Origin of the sequence: Maricaulis virginensis, from assembly GCF_027922185.1 — a bacterium.
Taxonomy (GTDB): Bacteria; Pseudomonadota; Alphaproteobacteria; order Caulobacterales; family Maricaulaceae; genus Maricaulis; species Maricaulis virginensis.
In genome coordinates this window covers 398,400-413,695 of sequence record NZ_BSFE01000001.1, presented here as the reverse complement: position 1 = coordinate 413,695, position 15,296 = coordinate 398,400, and the positions used below count along the sequence as shown (strand labels likewise).

Annotated in this window: 11 protein-coding genes; 3 read left to right on the top strand and 8 right to left on the bottom strand. The window is 62.1% G+C overall.

The features are described from left to right. Positions 1-46: 46 nt before the first annotated feature. The 7 genes from PKE71_RS01975 to PKE71_RS01945 all read right to left on the bottom strand — a co-directional run bounded on the left by PKE71_RS01975 (position 47) and on the right by PKE71_RS01945 (position 5,921). A complete protein-coding gene (locus tag PKE71_RS01975) occupies positions 47-1,183 on the bottom strand; it encodes a hypothetical protein (RefSeq protein ID WP_271185277.1) in 1,137 nt (378 codons plus the stop codon). Positions 1,184-1,245: 62 nt separating this feature from the next. Continuing rightward, entirely contained in the window at positions 1,246-1,602 is a 357-nt protein-coding gene (locus PKE71_RS01970) for a DUF736 domain-containing protein (protein ID WP_271185276.1), read from the bottom strand. A gap of 178 nt (positions 1,603-1,780) precedes the next feature. After that, positions 1,781-2,023, bottom strand: coding sequence for a helix-turn-helix transcriptional regulator (locus tag PKE71_RS01965; protein ID WP_271185275.1), 243 nt, complete (start codon positions 2,021-2,023; stop codon positions 1,781-1,783). A 105-nt stretch (positions 2,024-2,128) separates the two neighbouring features. Beyond that, on the bottom strand, positions 2,129-2,845 hold the full coding sequence (locus tag PKE71_RS01960) for a hypothetical protein (RefSeq protein ID WP_271185274.1): 717 nt from the start codon (positions 2,843-2,845) through the stop codon (positions 2,129-2,131). A 5-nt stretch (positions 2,846-2,850) separates the two neighbouring features. Beyond that, on the bottom strand, positions 2,851-4,059 hold the full coding sequence (locus PKE71_RS01955) for a tyrosine-type recombinase/integrase (RefSeq protein WP_271185273.1): 1,209 nt from the start codon (positions 4,057-4,059) through the stop codon (positions 2,851-2,853). 393 nt (positions 4,060-4,452) lie between these two features. Then, positions 4,453-5,712: a type II toxin-antitoxin system HipA family toxin gene (locus PKE71_RS01950; protein WP_271185272.1), complete on the bottom strand. Its 1,260-nt coding sequence runs from the start codon at positions 5,710-5,712 to the stop codon at positions 4,453-4,455. Further along, positions 5,712-5,921, bottom strand: a complete 210-nt coding sequence (locus tag PKE71_RS01945; protein ID WP_271185271.1) for a helix-turn-helix transcriptional regulator — start codon at positions 5,919-5,921, stop codon at positions 5,712-5,714. Before PKE71_RS01945 ends, PKE71_RS01950 begins: the two co-directional genes overlap by 1 nt. Before the next feature lie 356 nt (positions 5,922-6,277). Here PKE71_RS01945 and PKE71_RS01940 point away from each other — a divergent pair, with 356 nt between their 5' ends. Both PKE71_RS01940 and PKE71_RS01935 read left to right on the top strand, forming a co-directional pair. Continuing rightward, positions 6,278-7,972 (top strand): sensor histidine kinase, encoded by a 1,695-nt coding sequence (locus tag PKE71_RS01940; protein ID WP_271185270.1) that lies wholly within the window; start codon positions 6,278-6,280, stop codon positions 7,970-7,972. Next, complete coding sequence (locus tag PKE71_RS01935) at positions 7,953-8,720, top strand: LytR/AlgR family response regulator transcription factor (RefSeq protein WP_271185269.1); 768 nt, start codon at positions 7,953-7,955, stop codon at positions 8,718-8,720. The genes PKE71_RS01940 and PKE71_RS01935 overlap by 20 nt, the downstream gene beginning before the upstream one ends. A 112-nt stretch (positions 8,721-8,832) precedes the next feature. On the opposite strand, the gene PKE71_RS01930 is transcribed toward PKE71_RS01935, so the two are convergent. Beyond that, complete coding sequence (locus PKE71_RS01930) at positions 8,833-11,922, bottom strand: TonB-dependent receptor domain-containing protein (RefSeq protein ID WP_271185268.1); 3,090 nt, start codon at positions 11,920-11,922, stop codon at positions 8,833-8,835. 456 nt (positions 11,923-12,378) lie between these two features. On the opposite strand from PKE71_RS01930, the gene PKE71_RS01925 reads away from it, so the two are divergent. After that, on the top strand, positions 12,379-15,267 hold the full coding sequence (locus PKE71_RS01925) for a TonB-dependent receptor domain-containing protein (protein WP_271185267.1): 2,889 nt from the start codon (positions 12,379-12,381) through the stop codon (positions 15,265-15,267). Positions 15,268-15,296: the final 29 nt, after the last annotated feature.

Sequence of the window (15,296 nt, the reverse complement as noted above, 5' to 3'; positions counted from 1 at the left end):
TGAGGTTGCCTCCAATACCATGCCCAATGTCCGCAATCGGAATCCTTTAGCCATACTTCGCTCGAGTGGCGCATCGTCTTTTTCGGAAAATCTCGGCCGGCGAGTCTCCGCACCGATTTAAAGCGTCCTTCAAATCAAAGCCGATTTGCTCCAGCATCGCAGGAATGTCGTCCTCCCCCAGGCCAAAGGCGCACATTTGAGAGAGGATCAGGCCGGTGGTCTGGCTGCCAATGGTGCAAAGGTATTCTGACCACAGAGCTTGCTTAATGGCCTCGACGTCCACGTTGGAGGTGTACGCCAACTCGATGGCAGCGAGTCGCGTCTGGCATGTTTGCCAAATCACCGCTGACGGCCACCGAGCGCGGTTGATATCCGGCTGGGGCACCGTAAGCCGAGTTTGGGCGGCGATCTTTTGAAAAGCCATGTTGGGAGCGGACGCGAAAGCCTCCCAAGTTTTTCGACGATACGTTTTTTCCAGAAAGTTTTTCCCGGCGCGGAATTCGAATCGCCAGATTGGAGAATTTTTCGAAAGGACGGTCTCCGCTTTGTCGGCCTTTTCCTTCCAAAGGTCCCACCAATAGCGTTTCTTTGTGTCGATAACTTCACGTCTTTTGTCGTAAACTACCACCTCGGAATTCGCCGCCGTTCCAATTCGGATGTAGCTAACGCGGTCGCCGCAATAATTCGCCGCGTATTCCCCATTGATCGATTTCTTTTTTTGCGAATGACAAACGAATTGTGAGGGATCGATTGAGAATTCCGGCAATAGGAAATCCAATGCGTAATCAATTCGCGAAAGGCGACGATCTATTTCGCTAAAGGTCATTCCTAAAGCGATTAGGAAACGATCCAGATCGGCCTTAACCGCCTCAATGCCTTTAATTGCCAAAGGAAGGGCGCGAGAGGAAACACGCGCGCCCCATGGATCGCGTGTACCTGGTTCTTTAAACCACCAGTTCGCGCCCATTATGCCGGTATCGACTGAAAAGGCATAGCCACCTGTGCCGCCGTGCCCGTTCACAAGAAATGTCTGGCCGCCGAACGTAAGCGGGATGGCGCGCCGTGCTTCGAGCGCCTCCGCTTTGGCAGCTAAGAGGCTCGTGTGCAGGCTTTGGGGGAGCGTCACACGGTAGGCCATATCCAGGTTGTCGAAGCCGCTGTGCAGTAGAAGTGGTTCGGTCATTGGATGCCCCGATGTATTTCTGTGAGGGGGTGTTACATGGACCCCCTCACAGGCCTCGAGTGTCACGCGGACTGTTCCTGGCGGCGTCGCCAGGTCGCCGATGCGACGTCGCCATCTTTGAAGACGGCGAAGTTGAGCGGATGGGGAAAGCTGGGATCGTCCAGCGTCACGGACAGGAATTGATCGCCCGCATTGGGGCCGCGATTGATGTCGCGTTTCCAGGCGCCGCCCAACTCCATCATTTCGCCTTCAGCGTCCCGAACATAGACGCGGTGCGTCGGTGCGTCCGGGTTGGCGGATGGGTCTGAGATAGCCGCGATCCGGATGTTGGCTTTGAAGCTCAACGTGCGGATATCGCCCCGTAGGTCGGACCAGAAATCGCCAGGTCCGGTCGGCTTTAAGTTTCCAATTTTGGACATTGCGTCCTCCAAGTTTCGAGTGGGTGAAGGTGCGCGCTTCGCGCTGAGACCCCTTTTTGTTTTTGGAGAGCGAGCGCACTTCTCCCGAGCGGGGCCGGGACAAGTCCCGGCCCCTTTTCGGGGAGCCATGCTCTCCAAAAATCCCCAGCGGTGGGGTCAGCCCCGCCGGGGCAAAAACTCAAAGTTCAAATGGAGACAGTCCGAGGTCAGAGGTGTTCCGGCGCGTGCGCTCGGCCGCCCAGTCCTCGATATCGGAAATCCGGTAACGGATGCAGCGAGCGGATACCCGAACGAAGCGGGGACCACCCCCACGGGTACGCCAGTTCCGGAGCGTTCTCTCCGAGATGGACAGTATGCGCGCCGCGTCCTTTTCCGTAACAAGTTGCGGCTGTCTCGACGTAGATTGGGTCAACGAAATCACCTCCTTTCAGGCTGGAAGCGGCCAAGAGCGGCCGTCTTGACTCCCAACCTGGCGAAAGCGGTGCGAACGGGCACGCCCCGGAACGCAAACTAAAAATTTTGGATTTCAGACGTTGACCTCAGCCGCGATTTCTGTTCGGCGCTGCGGCGTTAGCTGGCCCATCAGCTTCTTGATAGCGCCCGGTTTAACATCTGGATCGATGGCACCAACCAAAGCCAGAACAAGCCGCGTCGCCAGATTCGGCTCACCTGTGTTGATATTCTGGTAGTAGCTGAACTCACCGTGGCGCTCATCGTCCGGCAGCTTAAGCCAGAAGCGAAAGATGTTTTCGACAAGCTGACTGAGGCCGGGGTTATGTTGGTCGACCAGCCTTCCCGACCGATACTTTTTCGCGCGCTCGTCCAATGCATCTGCACAAGCTGCCAAATCGCGCATCACATCAGCTAGCGAAGCTGCCGAGGCAGACTCCGTTAGTCCGCTAGCGCCCATCTGCTTGACCACGGCGCGTCCCATAAGATCGTTGAAGCGCATATGGACGAATGCGGCGCCTGGCTGTCCTTCGTCTCCAAGCAGTAGTGCCAGTTTTCGGATTGCCCGTGACACCCGCTCCATCTCCTTTTTTCGCTGAGATGGGGTGGTTTCCTGAAGAATGGCGTTCGCTTGGCGATAACCAAATGCCGCGAGTTGGAGAAACTCGTAGAGGTCTTCCGTTGTCGAGACCCCGACCCGTTCATGAAGGGCCTCAAGATCTTCACATGAGATCTTGCAGTCGGGCTCGATATGCGGCGGACCATAGACGCATTGGGAGAGAATTATGGGCATCAGGATTATTCGACAACTCGCAGTTTGGGAGTGACTGCTTCGGCCGCCGCGGCCAATGCATTGCCTTCAGTCACAAACCCGCTGATCAATCCATCCACATCATCCGCCGCATTCCGCGTCACCGCGTCGGCCAGGTGGGCATACCGCGCCGTGGTCTGCGCCTGGGTGTGGCCTAGCAAATTCCCAATCATGTGCAGGGAATGCCCGGCCATGGCGGCAAGCGAAGCGTAGGTGTGGCGAAGATCGTGGATGCGCACATCGTCCAGGCCCGCTTCCTTACGAATGCGGCGCCAGGGTTTTTGCAGGTTGATGGCGTGTTGGCCCTCGACCGTGCCGACAACCACGAACGGGTTTTCGTCAACACATGGCAGATCGGCGAGAACTTCGCTCGCGGACTTGCTCAGCATAACCCGGCGGGGTCCGGTCTTCGCATCGGGCAGCCAGATCGTGTTGCCGCGCACATAGGACCATTGGAGGGTCTGGATTTCCGATAGGCGACAGCCGGTCAGCAGGAGGAGCTTGAAGGCTCCGGCGACGTGAATGGTCACATCGCCGGTCTCCACCATCCGGTCCAGAGTGACCCATAGGGTTTTCAGCTCGTCCGGCGAGAGAAAACGCTCGCGTTTCTTTTCAGCGAATTTTTGTACATGGCGCGCTGGGTTGGAGCCGTCCGGGCGAAGCCCCCAGACTTCAGCCAGATTAAACATTTTTGAGATCACCGCGAGCACCCGGTTCGCTTGATAGGGCTTCTCGCGAAGTTTGTGGTGGAGCCGCGCAATGTCGGTGCGGGTCACGTCCTGGACCTTCATGGCACCTAGATGGGGCCGAACATACTTGGCACAGGCGGTACCGTAATCACGCTGCGTCGTGGCCTTACACCGGGACGCCGCGTGCTCTTTAAGAAACCGGTCGCACAGAGCATTGACATTCGGCGCCCGGCGATCCCGCTCGCGCTCGCCCGCCGGGTCCTTGCCCTGGGCGACTTGGGCGAGGGTTTGTTGCGCGAGGCCGCGCGCCTCATCCGGCGTGATCGCGCCGTGAACGCCCAGGCTCACCCGCCTGGTTCGGCCGCCCTTTCGATACTGCACTGTGTAGGTCTTTCGCCCCTTCGGCGACACACGCACGCCGAAACCAGGCATTTGGGTATCCCAGTGAAAATAGTCCGACGCCTTCGGCGCGAGAACATCGACGGAACGTTTTGTGATCTTTGGCATGGGGCGTCACCGGATTTGGAAGCACATTGGAAGCATTTGGAAGCGCTTCACCGAGTATGGACGGTGACAACCAGAGTCGTTCAAGTCAATTGATATTCCTGATTTTGTTGACTAAATGGCGTCATAGCGCGCTTGAGAGCCAACGCGGGAAACAAGCCGAAAAGATTTTGTAATCAGGGGGTCGGGGGTTCGAGTCCCTCAGCCGGCACCATTTTCCTTTGTTCCCGCTCCGCTCGACCCGAGCCTGTCGCCGCAGTCAGTGTCGGGGTCGATGCTCACATGGAACGCGCTCAGGGCTGCGGGGTTTGAGGCTGGTCCGACCACCCGCACCAGAAAATCAATCCCTTTTAAAAATATCGATCCGCCCGTAAAGCGCTGCGAACCCCGGCTCACCTACGCTCTCTCGATCAGGCTTTCCGCTCGTCCTCGGACAAGGTCTGCAAACCTGCCCATCGCCAGGCGGGAATCGCGCGGCACGTCAAATTGCTTCACCACGACCTCCGCCATGCCCATTACGCTCTCCGACAGGGCGAGGACACGTCGGCGGATGTAGGGCTCGGACATGCCGGTTTCCTCTGCAAAGACCTTCCAGTCTGCCGGCCGGATTTCCTCAAGCGTCGTCCGCTTGGCGATCTTCATCGCCAGCCCCGGCGCAAGGTCGGGATAGGCCACGGTCGAAAGAAGGTCATAGAGCGGCGCCATCACGGTTTCGCCCGCCCGATAGAGAAGGCTGAAATTCTTGCTGTGCGCGTCGGCGTTTCCGACAATGAGATTGAAAATGGCCGCATCGAGCAGCTTCAGCAGTTCCCGGGCCGGACGCGTAGAGGTCGCTCGGAGTAGCTGGAAGCAATCGCGGAAGACCGGCCCGCCTTCCGCAGCATATTTGCGCTCCGGAAAACACCCCAGGGCCTGGCAGAAATCCTCCTGGTGAACCCGCCGCAAGCATCCATCCGGCGCCCGCTCGCGATCGTACCGCTCGACCAGAAGGAAACAATACCCTTCGGCCCATCCGATCTCGACCGGCGCGACATCGAGACCGGTCTCGGCGGCCAGGCGCATGATGAAAGCCTCGTTTTCAGTCGTATGGTCAAAGCGATGGATGGGAGGCTTCAGGATATGTGTCGTCGGCGCTCCGGGGGCAGGCAAGCCGATACCCTCCTCGTCCTTGATGACGGGAAGCTTGGATTGCGCGCCCGCCAGGGAGAGGCGCAGCTCGCCCTCACCGGCGAGCAGAGGCCGCACGGGCAGACGCTCAATGATGCGGGCCAGCTCGCCTTCGCTCAGGCGCTGCATCTTTCCGGGTGATGTGCCGTCTGGCGGTGGCTCTCCGACCGGCCAGAGTGTGAGGGCGCCCGCCACCTCGCCGCCGAGTTCTTCGAGCAGCTTGAAGTGATTGCCTTTCGACACTCCAAGTGCAGCCGCAACGGCGTCGCGCTGGCCCTCTTCAGGCAGTAGCCCGTCGAAGAAGGGCCGGGATTCGCGCTGCGTAAAAGGTGCCTCGCGAAGCGGCAGGGAGTGCGAGATCGGCAAAGCGCCGTCGCGGAAAAGCCACGTATCGAGATACTGGAACTGTGTATCGCCGCTGCTGTCAGTCGAAAGCACGCCGACTTGAACGCCTTCCCACCAGACCGCCAACCCCCTCACCGGATGCATCAACCAGCCTCCGGCGTCAGGATTTGCACTTTGCAGCCCAGCGCTGCGAGCACATCCAGCACTTTTCCGATCCGGGCCGTCGGCTTGCCGGCCTCCAGCTCAATCAGGAAGCGCAGCCCGACACCGGACGCCGCCGCAAGCTCGGCCTGCAACAGCCCTTGCCGCTTGCGCGTATCCCGTATCAGGGCGCCGATTTCGGTTGGTGTCATGATGCACCTCAAATTCCCGATCGGGAATATATGATCGCAAAACCGCGAAATCAAGCAAGACATTCCCGATCGGGCATATTACGATCGGACGCGATGAATCTCCGGGTTTTATTCCCGAACGGGAACATTGCCCTCAAGACTATAGCTGGACGAACTGCAAAACAGCCCAACTCGCCGCACACTCTTCCTCCAAGCTCCGACGCTGCCCCCAAAACTCCGTTCGTCGCACCGGATTGTGCCCTAACGGCACCACAAACACCGTGAACGCCGCATATCTGCGACAAACGCCATGATAAACCCGACGAACGACGAGCGCGCCGATTTGGGCGGCGCAGGGGCGCGACTAGGCTGGACGCATGTTCAGTGCACCGCCTCTCTCGCCGGCCCCGGACGCCTTCAGAAGCGACCGTCTCGCCGCACGCCACCTCGCCATCGCCCTCATCCTGTTCTGGTGCGTGATCGCCTTCTTCAACCTCGTGGCCGACTGGAACGAATTCGTTGCCCGTCCGGGGCTGCTGCCGCGGCTGGTGCCGGTTTCCACGGCAGGGGGATTGCTGTCCTTCATGCTGACGGACCTGATCCGCCGGACGCGCGAGCTGCCGGCTGTGCGCCGGTTCACCACCCTCATCATCGCCATCGCCGCGACCGCACTCGTCTTCTCCGTCGTCAACCTGCTGTTCACGGCGCGCGAGGGGACCGGCGGGATCGAACGGGACATGCTGACCCGGGTCGGCCAGCGCTGGATGATGGATGTCTGGGTGTTTGCCGGCTGGTGCGCGCTGACCTGGCGTCTCGACCAGAGCCGGCGGCCGGACCCGGCGCGCCAGCGCGGCCTGCAATCGCGGCTCAACCGGACGCTGGGATCGGCGAACCGGTTGCCGACGACGACCATCGACGGTGCCAATGACGGCATGCGGGCTGCAGTATTCTGGCGGATGCAGATCGTCTTCTGGACCTGCAATCTGCTGTTCACCGTCCTGACCAGCATCGCGATGATCGAGGACGTCTACAATCTCTGGCGCAATGTCGTCATCGAGGCGAGCGGGCTCGCCGCCACCACGCTGATCCACTATGCGGTGCTGCGCCCCACGCGGCAGCTCGACCTGTCGGCACGCTTTGCCCTGATCATGGGCAGCTCGATGCTGGCGACCTGCTTCTACATCGTGATGATGTGGCTGATGTGGTACGAGGTCTTCCCGACCGAATTCACCAACAGCCGCATGACGACGCGAGGCTGGGAAGGCCTGACCCACATCGCGCCGCGCTGGTTCGTCTTCAACATGCCCGCCTTCATTGCCTGGTCGGCGATCTATCTGGTGATCGAGGCTTTCGGCCGCATCCGCGCCCAGGAATGGCAGCTCTACGATTCCGCCGTGCTGGCCCAGGAAGCCCAGCTGAAAATGCTGCGCTTCCAGCTCAACCCGCATTTCCTGTTCAACACGATCAACGCCATCTCCTCGCTGGTCATCGACCGGCACAATGACGAGGCCGAGACCATGCTGGGCCGGCTCAGCGATTTCCTGCGCTTTGCGCTGCAGACCTCGCCGGACGAGCGTGTGCCGCTGGACGAGGAACTGGCCGCGCAGGATCTCTATCTCGGGATCGAGAAGGCCCGTTTCGACAGCCGGCTCGAGGTCGAGCGCGACATCGACCCGGCTGTCCGCAAGGCGCTCGTCCCCTCGCTGATCCTGCAGCCGGTGCTGGAGAATTCGGTGAAATACGCCGTCTCGAGGTCACGGGTGCAGGTGCATATCGCCATCCGGGCCCGGCGCGAGGGCGAGATGCTGGTGCTGGACATCACCGACAGCGGCGGGCCGGTCCCCGCCACGCCGCCGGAAGGCACGGGCGTCGGGCTGAACAATATCCGCGCCCGGCTGGAAGTCCTTTACGGCAGGCACGCCGATCTGGCGGCCGGCCCGGTCAAGGGCGGCGGCTTTGCCGTGCGTATCCGCCTGCCGCTTGAGGTCGGCGAACCGGTGACCGCCGCGGCGACCGAAACAGACACAGGACAGACCCAGGGAGGGAAGAAGGATGCGCATCCTGATCGTTGATGACGAGCGGCTGGCCTCGCGCCGGCTGGAAGTCCTGCTGGCCCGCCGGCCGCAATACGAAATCGCCGGTGTGGCGCGTGACGGCGACGAGGCGATGGAGATGATCGCGGCGCTGCGCCCGGACGTCGTGCTGCTCGACATTCACATGCCCGGCACGGACGGTCTGCTGGTCTCGCGCCAGCTCAACGGGCCCGATGCCCCGGCCGTGATCTTCGTTACCGCCTACAGTCATCACGCCGCCGAGGCCTTCGAGGAAGCCGCCGTCGACTACCTGCTCAAGCCGGTGAAGCCGGAACGGCTGGACACCGCCCTCGCCCGCGCGCGCAGCCTGCTGCGCCTGCAGGACGCCCAGTCACGCATCGGCGAGCTGGAAACGGTGATCGACGCCCTGCGCGGCAATGGCACCGGAGCCGACGATGCGCTCTGGGTGAAGGGCCGCGAAGGCATGGTGCGCGTGCCCAAGCGCACGATCGACTGGGTCGAGGCCGAGGGAGATTATGTCCGCCTGCACTGCCGCGACCGGTCCTGGCTGCACCGCGACACGCTGACGGCGATGGAAAGCCTGCTGGACGAGCGCATGTTCATGCGCGTGCACCGCTCGGCAATCGTCAACAAGCAGCGCATCACCATGTCCTCGACAACCGAGCATGGCGGCCGTCTCGTGCACCTGGACAATGGCCAGATCGTGCGTGTCGGCCGGTCCTATGAAGGCGCCCTGCGCACCGCGCTGAGCCAGATCGCCGACTGACCCTTCCCCCGTATTCAGCCATGAAAAAGGGCGGCGAACCCACCGGTTCGCCGCCCTTCCCCTGTCACGCAGCCCTGCCCGGCCAGAGACCGGGCAGGTGCGTCTCCCCTCACTAGTAACGCAGGGCGATCTGGCCGAACACACGGCGCCCGACGACGTCGTACAGCGACGGGTCGGTGCCCGACTGCACGTTCGGTGCGTATTCCGGCGGCTGTTCGTCGAACAGGTTGTTCACGCCGAGACGGATCGAGGCGTTGTCGGTGATGTTCCAGGTTCCGGCCACATCCCAGTACCAGACAGCGTCGGTACCGGTGAAGCTGGTCTCGACCGGGAAGATCACGCTGGCACGGTTGTCCATCGACGCGATGTACTGTGCGCGCACATCGAGATCGAAGTCCGCCACGGTCCAGCGCGTGTTCCAGACAGCCTTCCATTCCGGGAAGGAGGTGCCCAGACCTTCGCCGAAGAAGGACACCGTACCGGCATAGTCCAGATCCGGCAGGCTGTTGAGGTCCTGCTGTTTCCACTCCAGCAGATGCGTCAGCATCACGCTGGTGGTGACGCTGCCGGCCCAGGACGGCGCACCGAGCCATTCCGGCTCGAAGCCCCAGCCAAAGGCGATGTCGATACCGGAGGCCTGTTGCGAACCCCCGTTCAGACCCGGATAGAGCCCGTTCGGATCGTTGACATCGGCAACGCCGAAAATGTCACCGCCGCCGCGCACGATACCGGCACAGGAGTCCCGGTTCACATCATAGGTCGGATTGGTGCCGTAGTAGTTGTAGCAATCGGCAATCAGCTGGTTCACACCCGGCGCCAGGATCGGCGACGAGATGTCGATGCGCCAGTAGTCGATCGTGCCCTGGAAACGGTCCAGCCAGCGGTTGGAGACCGGCGACTGGAACACCGCACCGATGGTGAAAGTGTCAGCCGATTCCGGATCGAGATCCGTATTGCCGGTCGTGGTCACAGACGCCTGGGTACCCGGCGTCTGGACATAGGCATCCGGAGAGGCCACGCCCGTTGCCGCGCACAAGGCCCGCATCTGCACCGAATCGGGTCCGGAGCGCTGGACACCGGTGATCGAGCACGGATCGAAGTATTGCGGCGCAGAACCGCCACCGCCGAACAGCTCGCCGAAGTTCGGCGCGCGCACGGAGTGCTGGTAGGACGCCCGGAAGCGTGCATAGTCCAGCGGCTCCCAGCTCAGCTCGGCCTTGTAGGCCGGATCGTTCGAGCCACCCGTATCACCGGTGATACCGTCGCGGAATTCGCTGCGCGAGACGCGATAGCCCAGGCTCAGATCGATCGCGCCGAACGGTGCGTCGTCGCCCGCCAGCGGAATCAGCGCCTCACCGAACAGGTCTTCGAACGAGTTCGTGCCCGAGTTCGGGTTTTGCGCATTGAAGCCGGAGATGGGGCCGCCGCCCGAACCGGGATCGAAGTCGAACTCGAAGCCGCGATATTCGGCACCCAGCACCATCGACACCGGACCGGCCGGCATGTTGAAGGCGTCGCCGGCAACATAGAGCTGACCGACCGTCTGGGAGAACTCCGTCGACGCGGTCGAGGACACCTCGAGATAGTCGATACATTCCGCAGACAGCGGCTGGCGGCCGAACGGATTGAAACCGCCGGAGCAGATGCTGTCACCGCCATCGGCGGCCTCCAGCAGGATCTGCAGGCGATCGGTATCGATATTGCCTTGCTGGTTGCGGTCGATTTCGGTGTCACCGCGCGAGACATAGGCATGCCAGGTCCAGCCGCTGGAACCGATCGGGCCTTCGGCACCGAAGGTGTAGCTGGTCACGGTGTTCTCGAAGTTCGACTGGCGCAGACCGGCGGACAGGGTCCGCTGGCGCATCAGGAACGGCTCCAGGGCACCGGCACCGACAAGGTTCGGATCATCGCCGGTCCGGCTCGCCAGGATGGCCGCCAGATCGGTCGGGATGAACGGGTTGGTGACCGGAATGATCAGCTGGTTCGACACGGTACGGCCCGGCTCGACCAGGGCCGAAACGGCCTGAATGGTCGAGTTCTCACCCGGCGCGCGCGTCTGCACGGTCGGGATCGGGGTCGGCGCCAGGGCCTGGGCGGAAGAATATTGAGCCCAGGAGATATTGCCGAAGATGTTGACGCCATTGTCGAGATCATAGTCTGCCCGGGCCATGAAGCTGTCGCGCTCCATCGGCAGGGTGAGCAGGTTCACGAAGTCGAAATTGTAGGAATAGGCATCCGGGAAGATGTTCTGGTTGACGTTGCCGTCGATATCATACCGGAAGTTTTCCACGTCGGACGGGTGGTTGAAGATACCCGCCGAGAACAGCGTGCCATCCAGGTTGAAACCGAAGCGGTTGCCGACGCTGACATTGGCCGGGTCGACACCGTAGCCGGCGAAGACCGCATCGATCGAGGCTTCGGTCGGGCGGTTGGCCGCACCGAAGAGCAGCGAGCCGGCCGGGAAGAAGCTGGTCGTCGCCGTCGCCTGTTCGGCGAAAGGACGCTGGCTCTTGATCATGCCCTCGCGCACGGAGCGGTCGAATGCGATCACGGCATTGCCGCGGCCGTCATCGATATTGCCGCCGATCACCAGCGACACGCCATACTCCTGGGCATCCCAGTATTCGGTGGAGTTCTCGTAGGTCGCGCGGAAATCGACGCCCTCGAAATCGTCCTGCAGGATGACGTTGACCGCACCGGCCACGGCGTCGGCACCGTACACGGCACCGGCACCGCCGGTTGCGACCTCGATCCGGTCGATCAGGGCGGCCGGAATGGTGTTGAGGTCAACCGTCAGCCCCGCGCTGGACGGCATCGCACGGCGGCCGTCGATCAGAACGATGTTCCGGTTGGCGCCGAAACCGCGCAGGTCGACATTCGCCTGACCGCCATTGCCCGGATTGTTGGACGTGGTGGTGCCGGCCGGGTTCACCTGCGGCAGCGTGTTGAGATAGGTATCGATCGTGATGTCCGCATTGGCGACGACCTGGTCGCCGGTCACGGAGACCAGCGGGCTGTCGGCGACATAGTCCTGGCGCGCAATCCGCGAGCCGGTGATCACGATCACCTCGTCGTCCCCGGCCGTATCCTCTTGCGCGAAGGCCGGTGCCGACACGGCCGCAAGGCCTGCCAGCATCGTCGCGCCCAGCAAAGCGGATCGTCCCAGACCGCTGCCGAATGACCTGAATGCTTGATTTTTCATGCCGATTTACTCCCCGGCTTGGATATCCCCTCACATGCGGTGACCCGCATGCACGTTTGAATGCGCACGAGCGCATCGAATGGGGTTACGGGGAGGCCGGACCGGCCGACAGCGGAATTCGGCCTGCGCCAAACCTGGTCGGCGAATGACAGAATGCCGGTGAATGGCGGATTTTGCGGGGCGGATGACAGCCAGCCTGTCTGGCAAGGTCGGCCGCCGCCTTTCGCATCGATTTCCCGGCCGTTTGTCGCACTGATGCGCGTTCGCAACGCCGGGCCGCAACCTGGATCATCGGACTGTCAGTGTGTCCGGCCATTTCGGCCTTCTCCCCTCAAGCGCCCGGAATCGCGGGCGCCTTCCGGTGTTCCGGCGCGTCGTCAGACGCCCGGAATAGCGGACTTCAACATACGAGACCGTCGCCTTCTGGACGGCGGTCCAGCTCCTTGAGGGGATTACATGAGCAAAGACGATTTCAAGACGCGAATCCTTCGATCGACCGTGATCGCGGGTTTCGCTGCCACCGGCCTGGCGATGTCGCCGGCCTTCGCCCAAGACGACACGGACGAAAGCACTGACGAGCAGGACGTGGTCGTTGTCACTGGGTCGCGCATCGCCCGTGACGAGTTTTCTTCGTCGTCGCCGGTCCAGGTGATCACGCGCGAAGAAGCCACCATCGCCGGCCTGACCGGTCTGGACGACATCCTCCAGGACAGCACGATCGCGATGGGTTCAACCCAGATCAACGACTTCTTCGCCGGTTTCGTCACCGATGGCGGTCCGGGCACGAATACGGTCTCGCTGCGCGGCCTGGGCGCCACGCGCACCCTGGTCCTGCTCAATGGCCGCCGACTGAACCCGGCGGGGACCCGGGGTACGGTTGCCGCGGTTGACCTGAACGTCATTCCGTCCGCCATCGTTCAGCGCGTGGAAATCCTCAAGGACGGCGCGTCCTCGGTCTACGGTTCCGACGCTGTGGCCGGCGTGGTGAACATCATCACCAATTCCGAGTTCGACGGCGTCACCCTGAATGCCAGCACGTCGCACACGTTCGAAGGCGGCGGCAATGTCTACGGCTTCAACGCCTCTATGGGTGAGCAATTCGACCGTGGCTCCTTCCTGGCGACCGTATCCTACGAGGAATACCAGGAATTGACCGCTGGCGACCGTCCGAACTGGGCGCTCTGCCAGGAGCAGCGCTATTTTGACGATGCAGGCAACCGCACCGACGTCATCGATCCGGCGACGGGCGAGTTCAAATGCTTCAACACGCCGATCTATGCGATCGACCGTGAAACCAACACCCGCTACACGCCGGATCCGACGGCCTCTGACGACGGGTTTGCCGGCTGGCGCAATGTCCAGACGTCCCTCGCCGGGCGCCGCTGGTTTGCCAACGGGATCGAAGAGACCGCGTCGATCATCCAGCCGTCGCGCCGTCTGTCCTTTGCAACCTTCGCCGACTATCAGCTGACGCCGTCGATCGAGGCCTATAGCGAAGTCCTGTTCACGAACCGCAACTCGTCCTCGAACGGCCTGCGCCAGTTCTTCCCGGACATTCCGGGCGACCACCCGGGCAACCCGTTCGGTCATCGCGCCACGGCCCTGACGCCGGTGGAATCGGACAGCTCGCAGGAAGTCAACACGCTGCGGACCCTGGTGGGCCTGCGGGGCGACCTTTCCGTATTCGGCGATTTCTTCTCCGAATGGAACTGGGACGTCTACTATTCCTACGGGCACTCCAATGGCCGCTATGGCTATGACATCTGGAACTCCGAGCACGTGGAAGATGCGATCGATCTCGTCGAGACCTCGCCGGGCGTCTATGACTGCCGCGTCAATGTCGAAGGCAATCGCGGTGCCGAAGGCTCCCGGGCCTGCGTACCGTGGCTGGACCCGTTCAACCCCGCCTTCCTCGATGGCTATATCGATCCGGCGGCCCGTGCCTACATGCAGACCTACGAGTACGGCACGACGACCTTCGACCAGCACCTGTTCAACGGCTATATCTCCGGCCCGCTCTTCCAGCTGCCGGCCGGCCCGCTCGGCGTGGCACTGGGCTTTGAATGGCGGAAGGACACCATCGACGATCAACCCGGTCCGGCATCTGCCGGCGGGTTCAGCTGGGGCTTCACCAGCGCGGGCCGCACGGCCGGCGATGACGAGGTCTCGGAAATCTACGCCGAGTTCGATATCCCGCTGCTGTCGGGTGCACCGCTGGCCCGGTCTCTGGACCTGAATATTTCCGCGCGTACCACGGAATATGAGTCCGGCCACTCGGGCGAAACCTGGAAAGTCGGCCTCTACTGGCAGCCGATCGAGCAGGTCACCCTGCGTGCCACGCAAGGCACGTCCTTCCGCGCACCGGCTCTGTATGAGCTCTATCTGGGCGGACAGACCTCGTTCTACTCCGGCTCGGATCCGTGCGACACGTCGACGGGCGCACTGACGCCGGTTGTCGCTGCCAACTGTGCAGCCGATGGTCTCGACACCACCCCGCTGACGGGCTTCCAGGGCTATAACAACACCCCTGAAACCGTCACGCTGGGCAATGGAACGGGTCGCCTGGAAGCGGAAACCTCTACCGCCACCACGATCGGCCTGGTTGTGCAGCCGGATTGGGACCTGCCGGTCCTCAACCTGCTGGACGGCCTGTCTGTCGCCGTGGAGTACTTCCGCTACGACATTGAAGACCAGGTCAACCGTCTCGGCGCATCGGGCATCCTGACGCAGTGCTATCAGGATCCGCTGTTCCGCACACCGGGCACCATCTGTGACTTCGTGCCGGAGCGCGACGCCGTCGGGAACTTCAACGGCCGGCTCAACGACTCCTATTTCAACATCTCCACCCAGGTGCAGGATGGCTTCGATGTCACCTTGCGCTACCAGCGCGAACTGCCCTTCGCCGACATGGTGGTCAACTGGTCCACGACCTTCACCGAGATGGACGAGTTCCGCCTCACCGAGGATTCGGTTCCGGTCGACAATAACGGCACGATCGGCGATCCGAGCCATGTCTCGCAGCTGGACTTCAGCTTCTACCGTGGCGACGCGACCTATTATTTCGGGGTCAACTACATCCCGAAAATGTCGGACAACTCGCTCTACGGCCTGAATGTGGCTGACTATGGCTATGATGTTGTAACGGAAGCCTACACCACGTTCGATGGCTCCGTGCGCTATGACGCGGACGACTGGTCGCTGACCGTGGGTATCCGGAACCTGCTCGACGAGCAGCCGCCGACGGTGTCTTACGAGTACAGCTCCACGCAGGGCTCGGCCGCATTCGCGACCCAGTTCGATCGTCGGGGTCGTACGGCCTTCATCGACATCACCAAGAACTTCTGATCACCGAGGGGGCCGGGGGGCCCCGGGGG

What these genes read in the sequence shown, in the direction of transcription:
- PKE71_RS01940 (WP_271185270.1), top strand. Translation starts at nt 6,278, where the DNA reads ATGTTCAGTGCACCGCCTCTCTCGCCGGCCCCGGACGCCTTCAGAAGC.
- PKE71_RS01955 (WP_271185273.1), bottom strand. Translation starts at nt 4,059, where the DNA reads ATGCCAAAGATCACAAAACGTTCCGTCGATGTTCTCGCGCCGAAGGCG.
- PKE71_RS01925 (WP_271185267.1), top strand. Translation starts at nt 12,379, where the DNA reads ATGAGCAAAGACGATTTCAAGACGCGAATCCTTCGATCGACCGTGATC.
- PKE71_RS01970 (WP_271185276.1), bottom strand. Translation starts at nt 1,602, where the DNA reads ATGTCCAAAATTGGAAACTTAAAGCCGACCGGACCTGGCGATTTCTGG.
- PKE71_RS01975 (WP_271185277.1), bottom strand. Translation starts at nt 1,183, where the DNA reads ATGACCGAACCACTTCTACTGCACAGCGGCTTCGACAACCTGGATATG.
- PKE71_RS01945 (WP_271185271.1), bottom strand. Translation starts at nt 5,921, where the DNA reads ATGACACCAACCGAAATCGGCGCCCTGATACGGGATACGCGCAAGCGG.
- PKE71_RS01930 (WP_271185268.1), bottom strand. Translation starts at nt 11,922, where the DNA reads ATGAAAAATCAAGCATTCAGGTCATTCGGCAGCGGTCTGGGACGATCC.
- PKE71_RS01950 (WP_271185272.1), bottom strand. Translation starts at nt 5,712, where the DNA reads ATGCATCCGGTGAGGGGGTTGGCGGTCTGGTGGGAAGGCGTTCAAGTC.
- PKE71_RS01935 (WP_271185269.1), top strand. Translation starts at nt 7,953, where the DNA reads ATGCGCATCCTGATCGTTGATGACGAGCGGCTGGCCTCGCGCCGGCTG.
- PKE71_RS01960 (WP_271185274.1), bottom strand. Translation starts at nt 2,845, where the DNA reads ATGCCCATAATTCTCTCCCAATGCGTCTATGGTCCGCCGCATATCGAG.